Source organism: Sulfolobales archaeon, assembly GCA_038881635.1.
Taxonomy (GTDB): Archaea; Thermoproteota; Thermoprotei_A; order Sulfolobales; family AG1; genus WYEN01.
Genome location: JAVZPJ010000001.1, coordinates 61,128 through 78,939 on the forward strand (window position 1 = coordinate 61,128; position 17,812 = coordinate 78,939).

General features: G+C 38.2%; 24 protein-coding genes. 13 read left to right on the top strand and 11 right to left on the bottom strand.

Annotated elements, in window-relative coordinates:
- Positions 1 to 374 precede the first annotated feature (374 nt).
- Entirely contained in the window at positions 375 to 1,490 is a 1,116-nt protein-coding gene (locus QXS89_00290; GenBank protein ID MEM3830634.1) for a methylenetetrahydrofolate reductase C-terminal domain-containing protein, read from the top strand.
- A 203-nt stretch (positions 1,491 to 1,693) separates the two neighbouring features.
- Here QXS89_00290 and speD read toward each other — a convergent pair whose 3' ends face one another.
- The gene (speD, locus tag QXS89_00295; GenBank protein MEM3830635.1) at positions 1,694 to 2,059 is read right to left on the bottom strand and encodes an adenosylmethionine decarboxylase; all 366 of its coding nucleotides are present in this window, start codon (positions 2,057 to 2,059) and stop codon (positions 1,694 to 1,696) included.
- Between the two features lie 395 nt (positions 2,060 to 2,454).
- Between speD and QXS89_00300 the strand changes: the two genes are divergently transcribed.
- Entirely contained in the window at positions 2,455 to 2,964 is a 510-nt protein-coding gene (locus QXS89_00300) for a hypothetical protein (protein ID MEM3830636.1), read from the top strand.
- On the opposite strand, the gene QXS89_00305 is transcribed toward QXS89_00300, so the two are convergent.
- On the bottom strand, positions 2,961 to 3,692 hold the full coding sequence (locus QXS89_00305) for a hypothetical protein (GenBank protein ID MEM3830637.1): 732 nt from the start codon (positions 3,690 to 3,692) through the stop codon (positions 2,961 to 2,963). The two genes, QXS89_00300 and QXS89_00305, sit on opposite strands and share 4 nt — an antisense overlap.
- Before the next feature lie 411 nt (positions 3,693 to 4,103).
- Positions 4,104 to 4,685 (bottom strand): Snf7 family protein, encoded by a 582-nt coding sequence (locus tag QXS89_00310; GenBank protein ID MEM3830638.1) that lies wholly within the window; start codon positions 4,683 to 4,685, stop codon positions 4,104 to 4,106.
- Between the two features lie 206 nt (positions 4,686 to 4,891).
- On the opposite strand from QXS89_00310, the gene QXS89_00315 reads away from it, so the two are divergent.
- Together QXS89_00315 and QXS89_00320 are read left to right on the top strand one after the other, a co-directional pair.
- Entirely contained in the window at positions 4,892 to 5,287 is a 396-nt protein-coding gene (locus QXS89_00315) for a helix-turn-helix domain-containing protein (GenBank protein ID MEM3830639.1), read from the top strand.
- An 8-nt stretch (positions 5,288 to 5,295) separates the two neighbouring features.
- Positions 5,296 to 5,781 (top strand): hypothetical protein, encoded by a 486-nt coding sequence (locus QXS89_00320; GenBank protein ID MEM3830640.1) that lies wholly within the window; start codon positions 5,296 to 5,298, stop codon positions 5,779 to 5,781.
- Between the two features lie 5 nt (positions 5,782 to 5,786).
- Here QXS89_00320 and QXS89_00325 read toward each other — a convergent pair whose 3' ends face one another.
- The 5 genes from QXS89_00325 to QXS89_00345 are packed head-to-tail and all read right to left on the bottom strand — an operon-like array spanning position 5,787 to position 9,575.
- Positions 5,787 to 6,518, bottom strand: coding sequence for a 50S ribosomal protein L2 (locus QXS89_00325; GenBank protein MEM3830641.1), 732 nt, complete (start codon positions 6,516 to 6,518; stop codon positions 5,787 to 5,789).
- A gap of 9 nt (positions 6,519 to 6,527) precedes the next feature.
- Positions 6,528 to 6,797: a 50S ribosomal protein L23 gene (locus QXS89_00330; protein MEM3830642.1), complete on the bottom strand. Its 270-nt coding sequence runs from the start codon at positions 6,795 to 6,797 to the stop codon at positions 6,528 to 6,530.
- Positions 6,794 to 7,612, bottom strand: coding sequence for a 50S ribosomal protein L4 (gene rpl4p / locus QXS89_00335; GenBank protein ID MEM3830643.1), 819 nt, complete (start codon positions 7,610 to 7,612; stop codon positions 6,794 to 6,796). The genes QXS89_00330 and rpl4p overlap by 4 nt, the downstream gene beginning before the upstream one ends.
- A gap of 9 nt (positions 7,613 to 7,621) precedes the next feature.
- On the bottom strand, positions 7,622 to 8,638 hold the full coding sequence (locus tag QXS89_00340) for a 50S ribosomal protein L3 (protein ID MEM3830644.1): 1,017 nt from the start codon (positions 8,636 to 8,638) through the stop codon (positions 7,622 to 7,624).
- 40 nt (positions 8,639 to 8,678) lie between these two features.
- Positions 8,679 to 9,575 carry a putative RNA uridine N3 methyltransferase gene (locus QXS89_00345; protein ID MEM3830645.1) on the bottom strand — a complete coding sequence of 299 codons (897 nt, stop codon included), beginning with the start codon at positions 9,573 to 9,575 and terminating at the stop codon, positions 8,679 to 8,681.
- A gap of 237 nt (positions 9,576 to 9,812) precedes the next feature.
- Here QXS89_00345 and QXS89_00350 point away from each other — a divergent pair, with 237 nt between their 5' ends.
- The 5 genes from QXS89_00350 (at position 9,813) to QXS89_00370 (ending at position 13,765) form a co-directional block, all read left to right on the top strand.
- Positions 9,813 to 9,956: a hypothetical protein gene (locus QXS89_00350; protein ID MEM3830646.1), complete on the top strand. Its 144-nt coding sequence runs from the start codon at positions 9,813 to 9,815 to the stop codon at positions 9,954 to 9,956.
- Positions 9,957 to 10,039: 83 nt separating this feature from the next.
- A complete protein-coding gene (locus QXS89_00355) occupies positions 10,040 to 10,219 on the top strand; it encodes a chromatin protein Cren7 (protein ID MEM3830647.1) in 180 nt (59 codons plus the stop codon).
- A 377-nt stretch (positions 10,220 to 10,596) separates the two neighbouring features.
- Positions 10,597 to 11,373, top strand: a complete 777-nt coding sequence (locus tag QXS89_00360; protein MEM3830648.1) for an ATP/GTP-binding protein — start codon at positions 10,597 to 10,599, stop codon at positions 11,371 to 11,373.
- A 199-nt stretch (positions 11,374 to 11,572) separates the two neighbouring features.
- Positions 11,573 to 11,866 (top strand): 30S ribosomal protein S26e, encoded by a 294-nt coding sequence (locus QXS89_00365; GenBank protein ID MEM3830649.1) that lies wholly within the window; start codon positions 11,573 to 11,575, stop codon positions 11,864 to 11,866.
- A 66-nt stretch (positions 11,867 to 11,932) separates the two neighbouring features.
- A complete protein-coding gene (locus QXS89_00370) occupies positions 11,933 to 13,765 on the top strand; it encodes a ribosome biogenesis/translation initiation ATPase RLI (GenBank protein MEM3830650.1) in 1,833 nt (610 codons plus the stop codon).
- A gap of 6 nt (positions 13,766 to 13,771) precedes the next feature.
- Here the strand turns inward: QXS89_00370 and QXS89_00375 are convergent, their stop codons facing one another.
- Positions 13,772 to 14,269: a ZPR1-type zinc finger protein gene (locus QXS89_00375; GenBank protein MEM3830651.1), complete on the bottom strand. Its 498-nt coding sequence runs from the start codon at positions 14,267 to 14,269 to the stop codon at positions 13,772 to 13,774.
- Between the two features lie 49 nt (positions 14,270 to 14,318).
- On the opposite strand from QXS89_00375, the gene QXS89_00380 reads away from it, so the two are divergent.
- Genes QXS89_00380 through QXS89_00395 form a run of 4 tightly spaced genes read left to right on the top strand, consistent with a single transcriptional unit; the run spans position 14,319 to position 16,843 of the window.
- The gene (locus tag QXS89_00380; protein MEM3830652.1) at positions 14,319 to 14,594 is read left to right on the top strand and encodes a hypothetical protein; all 276 of its coding nucleotides are present in this window, start codon (positions 14,319 to 14,321) and stop codon (positions 14,592 to 14,594) included.
- A gap of 1 nt (position 14,595) precedes the next feature.
- Complete coding sequence (locus QXS89_00385) at positions 14,596 to 15,621, top strand: hypothetical protein (protein ID MEM3830653.1); 1,026 nt, start codon at positions 14,596 to 14,598, stop codon at positions 15,619 to 15,621.
- Between the two features lie 41 nt (positions 15,622 to 15,662).
- Positions 15,663 to 15,956, top strand: coding sequence for a hypothetical protein (locus tag QXS89_00390; protein MEM3830654.1), 294 nt, complete (start codon positions 15,663 to 15,665; stop codon positions 15,954 to 15,956).
- Positions 15,953 to 16,843 (top strand): PfkB family carbohydrate kinase, encoded by an 891-nt coding sequence (locus tag QXS89_00395; protein MEM3830655.1) that lies wholly within the window; start codon positions 15,953 to 15,955, stop codon positions 16,841 to 16,843. Before QXS89_00390 ends, QXS89_00395 begins: the two co-directional genes overlap by 4 nt.
- Here QXS89_00395 and QXS89_00400 read toward each other — a convergent pair.
- Complete coding sequence (locus QXS89_00400) at positions 16,827 to 17,312, bottom strand: metal-dependent transcriptional regulator (GenBank protein MEM3830656.1); 486 nt, start codon at positions 17,310 to 17,312, stop codon at positions 16,827 to 16,829. The genes QXS89_00395 and QXS89_00400 overlap by 17 nt on opposite strands.
- Before the next feature lie 41 nt (positions 17,313 to 17,353).
- Complete coding sequence (locus QXS89_00405) at positions 17,354 to 17,791, bottom strand: hypothetical protein (protein ID MEM3830657.1); 438 nt, start codon at positions 17,789 to 17,791, stop codon at positions 17,354 to 17,356.
- Positions 17,792 to 17,812: the final 21 nt, after the last annotated feature.

Below are 17,812 nucleotides of genomic sequence, written 5' to 3' on the forward strand. Positions count from 1 at the left end.
ATTAGATCTCTTGACATTATTTAACTATTCGCAGACATCATCTGAAGACCTGTTCTAATGTGGAGAGATCTCTCATCTATTCCTCTACTAACTAGAGTGCAGAATGTAAAGAAAGTATGAACATGCATCATGCTAAAGCCTTTGCTGAAGCTAGCAAAGAGAGTAACAGAAGGAAGTCTATTCTTAGGAGTTTAAAAAAGAATATTGATCCTGAAACTACGCTGTGTAGAGAAGTTAAGCTGAGAGTGGGAGTATCTAGAGAGAATAGAAAGGTATAGGGGGTGGAATAACCTGTATAAGAGCTGAACCCTGTACTTCCTGGTGTATTAAAGATATATTTCTCTATTAAATTCTCATCTAGTAGCTGAGATACGATGAGTTGCCCGAAAAGAATGCTTAACGGGCCTTGTGGAGGGTATAATGGGGTATTTTGCGAAGATTCCAGTATAGAATGTGTTTGGATCAAGGCTTTTAATAATCTTAAGATCTATGGGAGAGAAAAAGATATGTTTAGGCTTAAACTTGATTCATTTTTCATGATAAGAGATCACAGACCTTCTATCAGAAGTCTGAGAGATTTCTTGAGATCCAGAGGATTCAAGTATTTCCTTATATATGAATATGTTCCTAGAAGAGATCTTAGTACAGAAAAATTGAGAGAAGATCTTGAGAAGATATATAGGGTCTATGAGGGTGTGGATTTCGTAGATAATCCTGGTGGGAGGCCTCTTCAGAGTTCTATAGCTCTTGCTAGTATTGCTAAAACTTTATTTCCAGATAAGCATGTGGGCTTCCAGATCACTGGAAGAGATCATACTAGAGATATGATAGCAACATATATTATAACAGCATTAAGCTTTGGAATAGATTCGATTATAGCAACAACAGGGGATCTAAAGTTAGGAGTTCAGAGTAAAAGTGTTTGGGATCTTGATTCTCCAAGAATAATATATCTAGCGAAGCTGATAAACGATCTCGGGAGAGACCATATGAGAAGAAGAGTCTACACAGGAACTAACAAGATATTTATAGGAGCTTCTGTAAACCCATATCTAAACCCTCTAGAGCCTGAGATTTATAAGATCTCTGTTAAGAGAGATGCTGGTGCTGATTTTTTTGTCACACAACCTATATACGACGTAGATATTCTCAGAGTATTCCTATCGGGAATTAGAAGACTGCTTTTAATAGATCCAAGAGAAATTGATATAGTAATAGGATTAGGAAGTATAAGTAGTAAAGAAATCGCGAGATTCCTCTTCGAGAGATCTCACGTAAAAATACCTCAAGGTATTAGAGAAGCTCTCGAAAATGAGAATAAAGAAGCTTTGGAAGAAGAGAACATAAGATTTGTGAGAAATCTTACCAGAAATATCATTAGAGAATATCCTGAGAATCCTCCGATCTTCTATATATCAACGTTCGGAGAGGTGGATCTAGGAGTTAAAATTGGAGAGCTTGTAAGAGATGAAATAAGAACCATAATATGATAAAGGAGGAGCCTGACCCGGAGCCGATGAGAACCAAGTATAATCCTCATCGGGGGGTGGGGTCCGGATCAGGCTCCATTATATTATATTGTGATAGAGGGGTTAAAACTATTTATCCTTTAATCCTGTGTAGGAGTTTAAAAGCTGATTTGAATATTGAATGAGGATTAAAAAGTGATCTAAAATATGAATCTAGATATTAATTAGATCAGACTTCTATCGGCGAAGCCTTTTTCCACCTTTGATGCTTTTAAGGCTGAGACTATGTACTCGAAGGCTTTCTCAGGATCTGTATGCTCTCCGCAGGAGTATACATCTACTGTAGCAAAACTATACTCAGGCCATGTATGTATTGAAATATGACTTTCTAGAATAATACCCACTATAGACACTCCCAAGCCTATCTTCCACGCTTTAACATCCAAGAGCTTCATCCCGCCTACTTCAGCTGCCTTTCTTACAACTCTCTCAAGATACCCTAGATCTGAAAGGAGTTGAGGATCGCATCCATAGAGATTCCCATAGACCTGTCTTCCAACGACTCTTGGAGATTTCTTCTCTACTAACATAGACTCTGAAAATCTTTCGTTCTTCAGAATCCGAATCACCAGACCCCACCCCCCAATCACCTCCTTCTACATATAGATATCATTAAAAAATTTTTAAGTTTAACCCCCTGTCTCTCGCGTAGGCTTCTTCAACCTTTGATAATAGTGACTTTCTATATAAATCTTCATAGGATCAGAAGATCTCACGCTCAAAATCTTGAAGTCTCAGCAAAAGAATTTATCGAAAGATCTCCGGGATCTACAATTATTTATTCTCTGATTCATTAATTTTTCAGATTTTTTACAATAGATGTAGCTCCGAAAATATCTTTCAAAACCCGATCCTTGCATATGGAGAGAGTTGATTCCGTTAATAGCTTATAAATCTACTCAAGCTAAAATCATAGGAGATAATATTGGTAGATCTACATAGTATAGTAGGTGATCTAAGAAATAGAATCGATGAAGTAGAAGTTTCTAGACTGAGAAGATCTGATGCCCAGGTTCTCAGCTTATTTAAAGAAGCTATCTCATTATTACATGATGTGACATCCAAGGCTGGATGTCTTCTTAACCATTCTAATGTGAAGAATGTAGGAGCTATATGTAGTAGAAAATGGATTGCATCGATAGCTGATCAGAAGATCTACTCAGTCACAAAACTTACTAGAGGAATAGGATTTTCAATAGATCTGGTAGAGAGAAGTGTGAAGATATTCAATAGAGGCTATCTAATGATATTTGGCAGAGATAGAATCATTGTTGTCACACCTGTGAGAGAGCTGGAGATAAATCTAAGGAATCTAGAAGGTGTTTCGGAGCATCTTCCACTCATCTCTAAGACTTTCAGTTATACCGTAGAAATGCTTAGAAAGGCGGATGAAGATTTCAGCAGATGCATAAAATATGAAAGAATAAGATGCTAGATCTCTAGAAGAGCATAGATAAAAACCTTATAATTATGATCTGAGAACCAGAATAAAATCAAATCTCTATTCAAGATCTTTTCAAGATCTAAAAGGATCTTGAGAAGATCCTCTGAAACCCTCAGAATCTTATTCAAATCTCCCGCCTTATATACATGAGACCTTTCTATATAATATTCGAAAATCTTTCCAGAAGATCTTTCTATGAATATCTTACTAGACGAAGAAAAAGGATCTATTAGTTCTACTAGTATGTAATCTCTTTCGAGTGTTAAAGGATTGAAAGGATATACAACACCGTTAAATATCATCGAGCTAATAGGAGAAAGAATTATAGTAGTTTTTATATCTTCATCAGAAAACCTAGCAATATCGCATACTCTACGTAGGAATAGTTTCAGATCAGAACTAGTGTTCACTATATCTATATCGTGATCTATTAGGAGAGGTCTGCTCTCTCCTATGAAGCCATACGCTATATAAGCCGCGAGTATGTTACTTCTCTCTCTAGAACTTCTCAAGAACCTCTCAACACATATCCAGATCTTCTCAGACAATCTATTTAAAATCTCTGGATCCCTTAAGCAGGATTCTAATACTTGTTGAGCTTCTAAAACGTAGACATGTTCTAAGATATGCCTCCTCAGAAGTTCTCTGACAGAGCATATTAGAGTTTGTGTAACATCTCTGCATATGTTATCTTCACACTCTATAAAGCTGTCGTACAAAAATCTCTCCCTATTCACTAGATAGAATCAATTTCCTAACTTTTATTGATTATAGATTGAAAGAGCAGTGAGAGGGTAAACTGAATAGACCGTGTCTATCGTAAGAGTTTCAAACCGTTTCAGCTGTTATAGGTTCTTAGAAGATGTATCCCGCCTCCGAAAGCTATCACACCATCATCGAGGTGGGAGGATATATGCATACCTCGAGGCGGGCTCAGTGGTGCCTGCTGATATAGCTTTTCGACGACCCTGCGAATGGTGAGCAGGTGATGAGGGAGAAGTCCATAGCTATAATACTCGAGATAGTCAAAAACACCTGAACAAACCAAAATAAGTGGCGCGGGCAACCACTAAGTATTAGCTATACGATGGAAGTTTTGTAGGATCTATTCTATTTCTACAAATAAATGCTCAGCTTTTAATCTTAAGATCTCTATCTCCAACTTTAGGCATCGAAGATCTTATTCTCTCCTCAGCTACTAGATAGGCCTCTTCGAGAATCTTCTTAGCATCAGAGGAGGCAGAGGGGTTATACTCCATACTGTTATATATCGAGAAATCTTTCATTTCTGTAGCTACGCCTTTAAGATCCTCTTCCAAGGCTATGAACTCTATCTCCATTCCAGGGAAGACCCCCTTAATTATGTTTCTAGCTTCTCTTACAATACCTAATAAGGTTGGAAGATCCTTTGATATATCTCCGATAAGGATTATATTGTCAATTCTCAGCGATATGTTCTCAAGTACTACCTGGAAAGCTATTAAATGCTTTTTCAAGTTTCTTATCTGTGATATCTCTGAGGCTACTATATTAGCTCTCGCACTATCTTTATACTCAATAAGAGAGACAAGTCTTTCAAATAGAATCTTCTCTCTCTCATCGAGTATAGATATCTGATTGTTAAGCTTAGCCAGCAACTGTTTTACTCTGCTATTAGCTATTGTAAGTCTCTCCATAATCTTCTCTCTCTTACCACTCTTACTTGCAAACATCCTAATACCCTCTAAAGATAAAGCTTCTCGTTCTAAGTCTTATAAATCTTACTCCTAACAGATCCTTTAAAGCTTTTCAAAGATGCGAGTTATTTAATTTAATTAATTAGAGAATCTCTCCCTAGACTTCTGTCTTCTAAGATCTTTACTAATATTTATAAATAAATATATTTTAGATTTATATCATATATAGATGAGGACAGGTTATGTTTCAATCTATTGAAATCCCCAGATGTAAGCTACCTTCTGGTAGAGAGGTTTCTATAATAGATGTTCTCAAATTCTTCTACGATCTTAACGAGACTGATGTGATAATACTTTTGAAACTATCTAGAGAGGGAGGAAAAACACTTGAAGAACTATCTCAGAGCATATCTATGAGTAAAGCTAGTATTAGTAGGAGTATTTCTAAGCTTCACTCTCTCGGATTCATTTCCAGGAAAAAGATCACTGGAAAAATGATCAGAGGCAGACCTAAGTATATATATGATATAGATAGAGAAAAAGTTTTAAGAGATATACTGGAGAACATCAATAAATGCAGTGAAGTTGCGAAAAGTATCATAGATAACTTATTCCGTTCTGAGGAAAAAACTATATAGGATATATATTGAAAGAGATCTGCATCTTCGATCTAGATGGAGTACTCTTCGACGTAAGTAGAAGATATTCCATAGCTCTTGAGAGAGATCCTGATAAGAAGAGTGTCTTCTGGAACATATTTTTCTCAGAAGAACTTCTAAAACTTGACATCCCCTCCAGAGAAGGCTTTAATAATCTAAGAAGATGTCTTGAGAGAGGGTTTCTAGTTTATATAATAAGTGGAAGACCTGAAAGACTTAGAAATGCAACCATAAGACAGCTAGAGGAGTCTGGTTTATCCGATGTGATTAAGAATATAAGGATTATTCTCAGAAGAGATAGAGATCTTAGAAGATCATATGTTTTCAAGCTTGAAGTTCTAAAGAATCTCATGAGAAAGTATAGTGTGAGAGAGATTCATGATGATGATATAGAATTCTTAAGAAGAGCTAGAGAGATTCTTCCGAGAGATGTTGCGGTATTCTACTATGAAGACAATGTGAAAACAGTCTAGATCTCTTATCTCTTTCTCCTGCCAGTCCTTCTAGCAGATATATGCCCTACCTTTCTACCTGGAGGAGCTCTTCTCGAAACTGTTGTTGGATGAGATTCGCTTTGATGAGATCCTCCGCCAAACTTATGAGAAACAGGATTCATTGCAACACCTCTAACTCTAGGCCATTTCCTAGCTTTTCTCTTCCACTTATGATATGCTGCCCCAGCTTTTAGAAGAGGTTTTTCGATTCTGCCAGAACCGGCTGGAACTCCTATAGTAGCTCTACACTCTGCTAAGACTTCTTTAGTTTTACCGCTAGGAAGCTGTAGTATCACTCTGCCGTCAGTCTTGGCAAGCACTATTGCATAGCTTCCTGCTGTTCTTGCCAGTTTTCCTCCGTCTCCTGGAAGAAGTTCTATATTAGAGATCTTAGTACCCTCGGGAATGTATTTGAGAGGTATTATACTACCTAGGGTTATAGGAGACTTATCTCCTATAAACACCTTAGATCCTACTGAAATCCCTTCTACAGCTATGTTATAGAACTCAACACCATTTTCAAGAACTATATGTGCTAGAGGAGTCCATCTTCCTGGATCATGAACTATCTCCTTCACATATCCTGAGAGAACACCTGAGCTTGATACAAGCTTCTCTATAGGAGGATATTTTGCCGGTGCAACTCTGAGATGTGATGGCGATCTAAATGTAGGAGATCCTCTGCCAGCTCTCTGCTGTAGAATTCTCTTACCCATACAACCACCTCATAATACTCCTAGCTTGGTTGCTATGTCACTAGCCTTATATTCTCTACTCAGCTTTATATAAGCCTTCTTCTCCCCTGTTCTAGTTATGATTGTTCTAACTCTCTCAACCTTAACCTCGTAAAGTCTTTCAACAGCTTCTTTGATAACCTTTTTATTAGCTCTCCGATCTACTATTAATGTTATCACGTTCTCTTTCTCAATAAGAGATAGAGCTTTCTCCGATGTCACAGGTCTTATTATAACAGCTAGAGGATCAAGCTCGCTCATACGGATATCACCACATACTTCTCACTTAACATTTCTAGAGCAGGTTTTGAGATCATAGTAAGCCTTCCAGGAACACCTCCTGGAGCTAAATGCTGAATCCCAAGCCCTCCAGGCCATATCACATCAACACCAGGCAGGTTTCTGAAAGCTTTCACAGCAGGTGAATCCGGTGATGAGAGTATTACAAGAAGACTTTTAGGTTCTACGTATCTCCTACCTCTCATCTTACCTCTCCCAGCTCTTATTCTAATTCTCTCCATAACTCTCTCAATATCACTCCACAAACCTATCTTGACTAAGAACTCTCTGGCCGAGGATGTACTAGAGATCTTTTCAACGTCCTCGGACACCACTATAGGAAGACTTGAAATCTCTCTGGGGATCACATGCCCTCTCCTAGTCACCATATCAATTCTTCTTGTTGCTGCTAGAGCTGATACTATGGCTAGTCTCATCTCCTTTCTATTAATATCTTCATAAACTTTTTTCTCAACCTTCGGAGGGTGTGTTCTTCTACCTCCCCTAGTCATCGGAGCGAAAACAGCTCTCCCATTATCAAGCCTGGGAACTCTAGCAACACTATGATCAGCTCCCCAGCTCTCTCCAACCCTCCTCTTACCAGCCAGAGGATCCCTGCCTTGAGGTTGTACTCTCGCTGTAAATGCTGAGAGAAAAGCTCTTCTAATGAGATCAAGTCTTACAGGAGCTCCGAAGAGAGATGGCAGTCTCATTCTACCTACTTCAGATCCTTCTAGATTTATAATAGAAACTTCTCCTGGATCCTCTATATATGGAATTAATATTCTGAAGCTCATAGAAACACCCTACATCTTCGAATCAAGTGAGATGAATATAATCCTGGGAGGCTTGTCATATACTATAGAAGGAGGTCTTACAGGATATCTGAGTACTACAGGTCTCTTAGGAGGTCCTTGAATAGATCCTAGAAGCGCTACATAACTACTTCTAACCAACCCGTAATGTGGAAATCCTCCTGATGGATTTATCTTTGATGGATCGTTATCTATCATTATAATCCTCATATTATGTATAGTTCTTCTATGAAATCCCATTTGACCAGCTTGAGGAGCCTCCGAGATAGTACCTCTCCCAGGACTTCTAGCACCAATTCTTCTAGAGCCCTTCCTATGTTTATGCCATCTAGGAAGTTCTCTGACACCAAATCTCTTGATAACACCTTGGAACCCTTTTCCTTTCGTTACTCCTATTACATCAACAAATCCTCCTGCTGTGAAGACTTCTGATACTGAGATCTGCTGTCCTAAGATCTTTTTTGTATAATCTATTCTCTCATCAATTCTGCCTCCGCCCACGAGGATCTCTAGAAGATCCGGTTTCTTCTTCTCGAGACCTCCAGTGAGTTTTGGCTGAGTTGCCGCTATAACGGATACTCTAGCTATTCTACTTATATTCTCTTCTACGATCTTAAAGATCTTCTCATGATCATTGGGTTTGAAGGTTGATATCTTCCTATGTATCTCAAGCTCTTTAGAAGGTTCTATCCAAGCCTCTGTAAGGGTTGTAAGCCCGTATCCTGGTTTCTCTACGTAGAATCTAGCTGCTAGAGGCACTATAGGAGGTGTTTCTATAACTGTCATAGGGATGAATATCTCTCTACCATAGGTTGGACTGTTAGGTCTATCATCTATAATTATAGCATGAGTCATACCAACTTTGTATCCTAGAAACGCTAGTAGTCTAGGCTTCTCAAAATCTATATCAGGCCAACTCTTGATCCTAGGGATCAGTCTTGAAGCTCTTTTCCTAGGTCTTACTCCTAGACTTCCACGTCTTGGAGCACTCTGCTTCCTGCGAGCCATCTATGGTAACCTGCACTGGTATTAGATTTGGTAATTCAGCTTATATCCCTTTAGAAATATAGATCATGTTGTTAATAAGTGATAGAGTTATGAAGAGAGCTTCATAAGTTCTGATATTTCTAACACCCTGAAGAGGTGCTGTATTAATGCTGTAATTTGCTAATTCATTGAGATTCCATCCCTCTAGCTCGGCTATCTCATCAGGATCCTTGTCAGGAGACCCGAAAACTATGGATAGATCCTTACCCTTAAGATCTCGTACAATGCTTCTGGCAAGATCCTCTGTTAGATAGGATCCCTTACGAGTTGATATTATAATAAGCGAATTTCTAAATCTCTCTAGAGAACTCCTGAGACTGTTATTCACAGCTACATCATAAGACCAGTAATTATTCTTGAGAAAAACATCTTTCTCGATAAGATCAACTATCCTTCTATTTGAAACCGCTACAAGAACAATATCTCCTTCTCTCAGACTCCCGGTAAAATCTCTCGAAGAAGGCTTGAAGCAAAACTCACTCTCTAAACCCGCCTCTAGACAGATTACTTTTCTCTCTATCTTTGTAACCAAAGCCTCTCTAACATGATCCTTATCCAAATCCTCCTCAGATATCTGATTAGGAGTTGTAAGCGGAGGAAGAATTCCTACACCTCTCAAATCACGATCCAGAGGAATTATAAATCTCCTAAGGTAATGAGGTGTTCTCATGTAATCAAGGATCTTCTTAATAAATCGCATACTTCTATTACTTGAATCAGGATCCTTATATAAGCTGATCACATCAACTCTAAATATTCCACAAGCTCTACCAATAAGTCCTGCTACCATTGTTTTCTTTAGCAAACCCTTCTCAACATCAATTATAGAAGAAGGTATGTGAACAATCATCTTAAAATCTCTCCTAGGTATCATGTTAATAGCTTTCAGATTTTTCAAGAGTCCTCTTCCAATAAATTACTAGGTTTGCTATATTACAATTTATGTTAAAGCTGTGAAGATCTATAAATGATTCATTCCTAAAATCTTTTTATAAGCTGGAGAATCTCTATAGTAACCTAGGTGGTTTAACTGAGCTTTCTAACTAGCGAGTGCAGAGACCTTGATCCTAGAGCATGCCTGTGCAGAGCCCAGGAGAAGGAGAGAAGTCCTTCAATAGGTTGTAGAGATGATGAGGTGTGTTATGTATGTCTTAGATGTGGAAAATATTTCGGATACAGTTATCTAGTTCTCTCAGAGAGACTTGTTTGTCCTTGTTGTGGATATTCTGTTGTTGCTAAAGTTAGAAGAGCTAGTGGGAGAGTTGTAAGAGCTTACTAGAAGGCATAAGAAGAGTTCTCAAGATTGGAAAACTGATATATTTATAAATGCTTTCAATAGTATACTGAGTTTGGTGAATAATTATGCCTTGCAAACCTATTAAGATAGTTGACAGAACAACAGGAAAAGAAGTGGAGATTGCCCCTATAAAGATCTGGAGTGTAGGTCCTAGAGGAAGAAAAATGGTTAAACTAGGACTTTTCAAAAGTCCTGAGACCGGAAAATATTTTAGAGCAAAAGTTCCTGACGACTACGAGTGCTAGAGATATGCAAAGGATCTTCGACCATTTAAATTGAAAGCATAATTTATTTAATAGATCTGACAAACAATATTAATCCTTTTAATGATTTAATGATTCTCTTCTAATAAGAGGTCATATGATAATATTAAGAGGACAAGCTATTGCAGGCTATGAAGTGTATGAAAGAGATCTCGCTATCAAGCAAATCAGTCTAATGAAACATCTTCCACTTGCTCAAGATGTAGAGAGACTAAGAAAAAAGCCTAAATGCCGTATCACAGCCTATATCTGAAGATCCAAAGCTGTGTAAATGCAAACACTTATTATAAGATCTCTCTAGAGACTTTCCCATGAATATTTTTATACCTATCCGCAGATTTCTAGTTTGAGGATAGCAGATGTTCTTCATAATAGTAGTAGGATTAGCAGGTTCTGGCAAGTCAACTCTCGCATCAGCTTTTAGTGAGTGGCTTTCATCTCATAATCTGGATCCAGCTATTATAAATCTGGATCCAGCTGCTGAAAGCCTTCAGTATACTCCTGATTTTGATATTAGAAAATATGTTGATGCTAGAGATATAATGTATAGGTATAGGCTAGGACCTAATGGAGCTCTTATAACAGCTGTCGATCTCATGGTGAATCACGTGGATGAGATAAGAGAATTTATAGATGGTAGGAAGGCTAACTATTATATAATAGATACTCCGGGGCAGATGGAAATATTCGCATTTAGAGAGACAGGTCCTCTAATTCTCGATGAGATCATAGGTGATAGAAAAGCTGTCACAGTATTTCTAGTAGATTCATCTCTAGCCGTAAGACCTTCTTTCTTCGCTTCATCATTATTTCTGGCTCTCTCAGCCTATGCAAGGATCAGAAGACCTCAGATAGGTGTTCTCTCAAAAGCAGATCTATTTCCGGAAGAACAGCTTGAGAGAATAATCTCATGGTCAGAAGATCCCTATCAACTTCTAACAGATCTAAAGGAAGAAAGATTAGGACTAGTTGAAGATGTGATACTAGCTCTCGCAGAATCAGGTTCTCAATCTATAGAACTTATACCAGTGTCCTCAGTAACATGGAAGGGCTTTGACGAGCTCTACGCTGCAATACAAAGAGTGTTTGCGGGAGGAGAAGATTACTATACTGAAGAACCCTCTGAGTTCTTCTAAAAATCTTATAATGGAAGCTCTAGAAGTAGAATTCTCAGAGATATATAGATCTTTCTGTTCATTCTTAGATGTTTCTACCCATTTCGATCTGGGAAGATGTATCTTCTTCTATGGTGAGAAATCCTCTCGTACTAGAAGTCTGTTGCTCTCAACATGTTAATAAGCTCTCTAATGGTAATAATAAACCAGGCTAAGGTGTATGCCTAAGAAAAGAGAGAGTAGAGGTAGAAGAAAAGGAGATAAAGGATATATAGGAAGAATACAATGCGATCAATGTGGAGCTCTTGTTCCAGAGGATAAAGCTATCTGCGTGACTAGAATGTACACACCAGTAGATCCTCAGCTAGCTATAGAGCTTGAGAAGAAGGGCGCTCTAATACCTCGATATCCTGTTAAAAGATGCTATTGCGTGAGCTGTGCAATATTCATGGGCATTATCAAGGTCAGAGCTGAGGAGGAGAGAAAGATACCTCCGAAAAGATCTGCATTATAGTAAGACTGTATCTTTATACTATTTAGAGCATATTATTTCTTAGGATCTTCTGTCCAGGTGTTTAAAATGACAAGACTAGCAGTAATAGACTACGAAAGCTGTCATCCTGATAAATGCGGTGGAATGCCTTGTGTTAGATTCTGCCCAGTGAATAGAGGTGGTACGATAGCTATTGAACCTAGTAAAGAAAAAGAAGGAAAACCTGTGATATATGAGGCTACATGTATAGGTTGTGGAATATGTGTTAAGAAATGCCCCTTTGAAGCTATAAGCATATTAAATATACCTGATGAATTGGAGAAGAAGGTAATCCACAGATATGGTGTGAATGCATTCAAACTATATGGTCTCCCCACACCCGTTGAAGGAGGGATCGTAGGGATTCTGGGTAAGAACGGTACTGGAAAAACCACAGCACTAAAAATACTTGGAGGAGAGATCCTTCCTAACCTAGGAGATTATACCAGACCTGCTGAGAAAGATGAGATCTTAAGAAGATTCAGAGGATCAGAGATCTATAACCACTTCAGAGATCTTTTCAATAAAAAGATCAGAGTCGTACACAAAATCCAGAATATCGAGATTATACAGAGATATATTAAAGGAAGAGTCAGAGAAATCCTATCGAGAATAGATGAAAGAGGTCTTCTAAAGGATCTTGTGGAAAGGCTTATGATGCATAATATGATCGATAAGGATGTGAGAGAACTGAGCGGTGGAGAGCTTCAGAAACTAGCTATATCAGCAGCTCTTCTCAGAGATGCCAATCTATATCTTTTTGATGAACCATCATCATATCTAGATGTAGGTGAGAGACTTAGAATAGCTATGAGTATTAGGGATTTTATTCCGAAAAATGCTAGAACTCTGGTTGTAGAACATGATCTAGCAGTTCTCGACTATATATCAGATTATGTTTCCATAGTATATGGAGAGCCTGGAGTTTACGGGGTTTTCTCCAGGATCTACGGTGTTAGTGTTGGTATTAATAACTTCCTTCAAGGTTATTTACCTTCAGAGAATATGATGATCCGTAGAGAGCCTATAAGATTTCTAGATAAAGAAGCTTCAGAAGATTATAGAGGTGATAAAAAGATTTTAACAGGTTGGAGTAGACTTAGGAAAAGTATTGGAGGGTTCTCTCTGGATGCTGAGGAAGGAGAGATCTATAGGTCTGAGATCTTAGGAGTTCTAGGACCCAATGCTATTGGAAAAACCACCTTCATAAGAATAATAGCTGGCGAGATAGAACCAGATGAGGGTTTCACACATACTACAGGTCTTAGAATAAGCTATAAACCCCAGTTTATATCAATAGCATCAGTAGGAGGATCTGAGGATGAAACCGTTGAAGAATATATTAGAAGAGAAGCTCCAGATCTCCTCCAACAGGAGAGCTGGCTATATGTAGATGTTACGAGAAAACTTGGGATTCATAAAATGCTTACGAAGAAACTTGAAGAACTGAGCGGTGGAGAGCTTCAGAAGATAGTTATTGCTAGAAGTCTCGCTAAAGATGCAGATATATATCTTCTAGACGAGCCTTCTGCACATATAGATGTTGAAGATAGGATCACGATCTCTAGAGCTATTAGAAGAAGTGTGGAGAATAGAAATAAAGCTGCCATAGTAGTGGATCATGATCTAAGTATAATTGATTTCATAGCAGATAGAGTTATAGTCTTCAGTGGAGAGCCTGGTGTTAGAGGTCTTGCTTCAAGTCCTACAGGTCTTAGAAAAGGTATGAATAAACTTCTCTCACAGCTTAAAGTCACCTTTAGAAGAGATCCTAAGACTAGAAGACCTAGAATGAATAAACCTGGAAGTTATTACGATAGACTTCAGAAAGAAATTGGAGAGTACTACTACACTCCTAAGGAGGAGACTGGGGAAGAATGATAAGGTTTAGATGTTTTCTAATTCTCTAGAGAGCCTACTAGGATCTCTTATCAAGATGGTTATCTTCTCACCGTATTCCAAGACTCTTCTAAGCTTCCCAACTATATTCATGCATTCTTCTTGGTTTTCAGAATTTTCACAATACCCGCTAATTCTATCAATATACTTCTCAAGCAAGCCTTCTACAGGATATATCTCATCTCTGGCATCAGGACCTGGATATATCTCGATCCCTAGCTCAGGTATTTCAATGATAGCATGCCTAGATTTAAGAATATATCTTCTTAGATCACTTGGATTCTCTATTCTTAATATGATCTCCTCAGGACCGTACTCTAATGGTTGGATCAGGTGTTCATCAGAGTGTTTGTACCCGCAGAAATCGCATGATATAGATCTCACCTCAACCAATCCTATCCTTGTCTGAATCCTCTTAACTCGGTGCCAGGCTTCTCTACCGCATACAGGGCATGTTGTTTTCTCTTCAATATACGCCTCCTCCATATCTCTACAACATATTTCTTATATAAAAGATAGAGATAAATAATTATTGATGATTTGGTTCAGCTATGTGACAGGACCTAACGGGCCTAGCGTAAGGATCATCTATACAGCTGTAGCTTATATAGGTTCTAGAAAGGAGGTTGAACTAGTTGGAGAGTTTCTAAAGTATAGGGAGAGCTTTGATGTTGATATTTTATGTATCAATGGATATAGGGATCTCTATTATCTGGCTCGCATAGATCCAGATCTGGTTGATGTTCTGAAGAATAGCGGGGAATGCGCGTTAGTGATCTCTGCTAGGACGAAAGCTATGGGGAGCAGATGAAATGGAGGAGAGGAATTTCATAGTCCTAGGCCTAGATTTTTCTACGATCCCGCTTGTAGCGGAAATCTGCTCGAGGTATTTAAAAAATATTTTGGTAATAGATCAATCTATCGAGCCAGGATTGTATACTGGAACATATTTATCAGGAGGATTCTCTGTAGAGAAAATCTATGTATTTTTTGATAGGAGTAGTGGAGATATTTTAAGAGAGTTAGGTGCAGATGTTAAATGTCTAAAGCCTAAAATTAGGGAGGCTAAACCAGGAGACTTATTCTATAAAGCATCTTGTTGGATGAGAAACTTGGAAGTCTGGTGGCTTCCAAAAGATCTTTCTGAGATATGTTTTGTAGAAAACGGTGTCGGTAGATTCGTTAGAGAGAAGATCTTGGGAGGATGTGCTGAGTATACATTCTATACTCCTAGGAAGATAGATGCCGAGAGAAGAATCATGGTTCTGAGAAATGGAAGAATAATCAAATACAAAAAGATCTTTGCATCATACCCCTTAACCAAGCTCTTAGAAGTGGTTCGAGGCATAAGAATTGATGAAGAGATCTCTAGAAGTATCTCATTATTAAGATGGGTTGGTGTTATCAGCATAAATTTTGGAGTTAGAGGTGTCGAACCTGAGTGGGATATGGTTTCCCATGCTACGAGAGCTTCTAGAACTCATCTCTTCATCATAGCATCCAGGATCTACAGAGGATCTGCTCCTGAAGGTTTTTACACCCTGAATTTACAAATGAGTTTTTGCGATAGAAATCCTCCTCCACCAGATGCTATTTCTAGAGGTGCTGCTGAAGCTAGGTGGGCTAAGCTTCTTGAGAGTAGGGAGAGCATTGTTTTGGAGAGAGAAAGTGTTATATCTCACATGATCCCCTACGGTTTGAGAGAGGAAGATGTGAAAATAGTTAGAGAAATTCTTTCAGAGAATAACATCCACATCCTAGGCATAAGAGGCTTGGGAAAAAGTGCAGGGGTTTATGAACAGTTAAACATGTCTAAAGATCTCATAAGCTCTATTTAAATACTGATTGAGATAAAAGCTATTCAATTCGGGTGGAGTTCTTGTATCAGTGGAATCCTCGATGGGTGAGAATTAGAGTGAGTATAGAGGGTAGAACTATAGAGACTTGCAGAGATACCACTACAGGTCTTATAATATGCCCCATATGCACGGATATAAGCCGTATATGTCCTAGCGATAGAGAATATGGTAGTATCACACCTGATAAGGCTGTGTACTTCTTCACTGAAGATGATCTAAGAAATCATATTGAAGCTCATTCTAGAAGTAGTGAATGGGGTAAGATCACAACGTTTACCGAGGAATCTGAGGAAGAAGAGGAGGAAGAAGAGTGATCTATCTTATATCAAGCTTCACAGAAGATATAATAGATCTTGGTGGAGAGAAGAGGAAAAGCTTAGGAGGCCCAGCTCTCTACGGAGGTTATACGCTACATATTCTTGGAAATAGATTCATTATAGAAACCTCTCTAGACTCCTATCTAAGAGAGATCCTTGAGAGAGAATATCCTCAATTATCTAAAGTAATTAGAATTAATAGATCTTGCGAGAAACATTTTATATTCAGACATTTCTACAGAGCTTCTAGAAGGATCTCATATCTAGATGAGGAGGGTTGCGAGATAGATTTTGATCTTGAAAGCTTTGAGAAGAGTGGGATCTCTTTCATAATAATCTCTCCAGTGTATAGAGAGATCTCTCTATATAATCTCGAGAGAATAACGAAAATCGGAATTCCTGTAGCAGTAGATCTTCAAGGTTTTGTGAGGTATACTGATAATGATAAGATCATAAGAACTAGTATAGGCATAGATCTTCTGAAGAAATTTTATAGGGTATCACTGATTCATGCAGGAGTTGAAGAAGTTGAGGAGCTGTCAAGAGATCCTTTAGAGTCTCTAGATATAATAGCGAGAATCACCAAGGCTATGATAGTGGTCATATCTATGGGGAGAAGAGGTTTTCTCTCAAGAGTGGATGGAGAAGGGGTGTATCATGTTGAAGCTTTAATGGGTGGTGTCAGCGGTGATGAAACAGGATGTGGAGATATACTTCTAACATCTCTGCTATCATCTATCTTGAAGGGTTTTAGTATATCTGAAAGTCTTAGAATAGCGTCTTTTGTAGCGGGTTTGAGAGTCTTAAGAGGATTTCCTTTTCATATAGATCTCGAGGAAATCATAGGTAATATTGATAAAATTGGTATCAGAAAGATCTCTTAAGATTCGAATCTTTTAGAAAACATCCTAGAAAAACTCCTTTCAGACCTTCTCCACAACCTCTATGAGGTATCTCTTGATTATGAGGGCATTTGGATGGATGTCCTAGCATTATACAGAGCTTCTCCACGGCTTCATAGGGGAGAAGATAATCGATCTTTGAAGCGATCTTGCAGGCATCATCAGGATCCAATCCTAATACCTTATGGAAGAAAATCTCAATTACACCATGAGACCACATAACATTCTCAAGACTTTCTAAACCTTTCTCGGCTATAGTATACCTACCACGATCTATCCTGGAGACAAGACCTTCATCAATAAGTTTTGTAACATACTCATGTGCTGAGGAAGGCTTTACGCCAGCTCTATTATAGATATCTCTAAGTCTTAGACTGCTTACACCTTTCTCCAGCATCTCACTCCTCATAATAGCCAGGTACTCATAGATTCTTCTGCTTTTCAGAATCACTCCCATGAATATTAGAGAATACTAAAATTAAAATATATAAATCAATCTTGTCTCATAACCGCCTCTATAGGGTACATCTCTCCCGAGGATAAGATCACTATAATAGTATATTGCACGTTATTCTTTAATTTATCTACGCAATCAGTTGCATTGAAAACCACGCTAAGAGTAGTGTTGGCACCACTCTCCAGAGACCTACTCTTGGGTGATAGAAAATAGGTTGTTTCACATGAGGGAATACCCTTAATATATGCTTTCTGGAATTGAATCGTTGTTGCTCCAAGATTTCTCACGGTGACATTGAGAATGGCTTGCGTACTGTTTTTTACAAAGATCACATCTTGGAAAATCTGGATCTTGTCTGAGGATTTTATTGATGTGTAGAGAACTCCATAGATCCATGTGATAGCTAGAAGAGCTATGCTTATTACCACTGCTACAAGAATTATTGTAGTTATGAGAGAATGAATCGCTTTCAAGTATATTTTCATCCATATAAG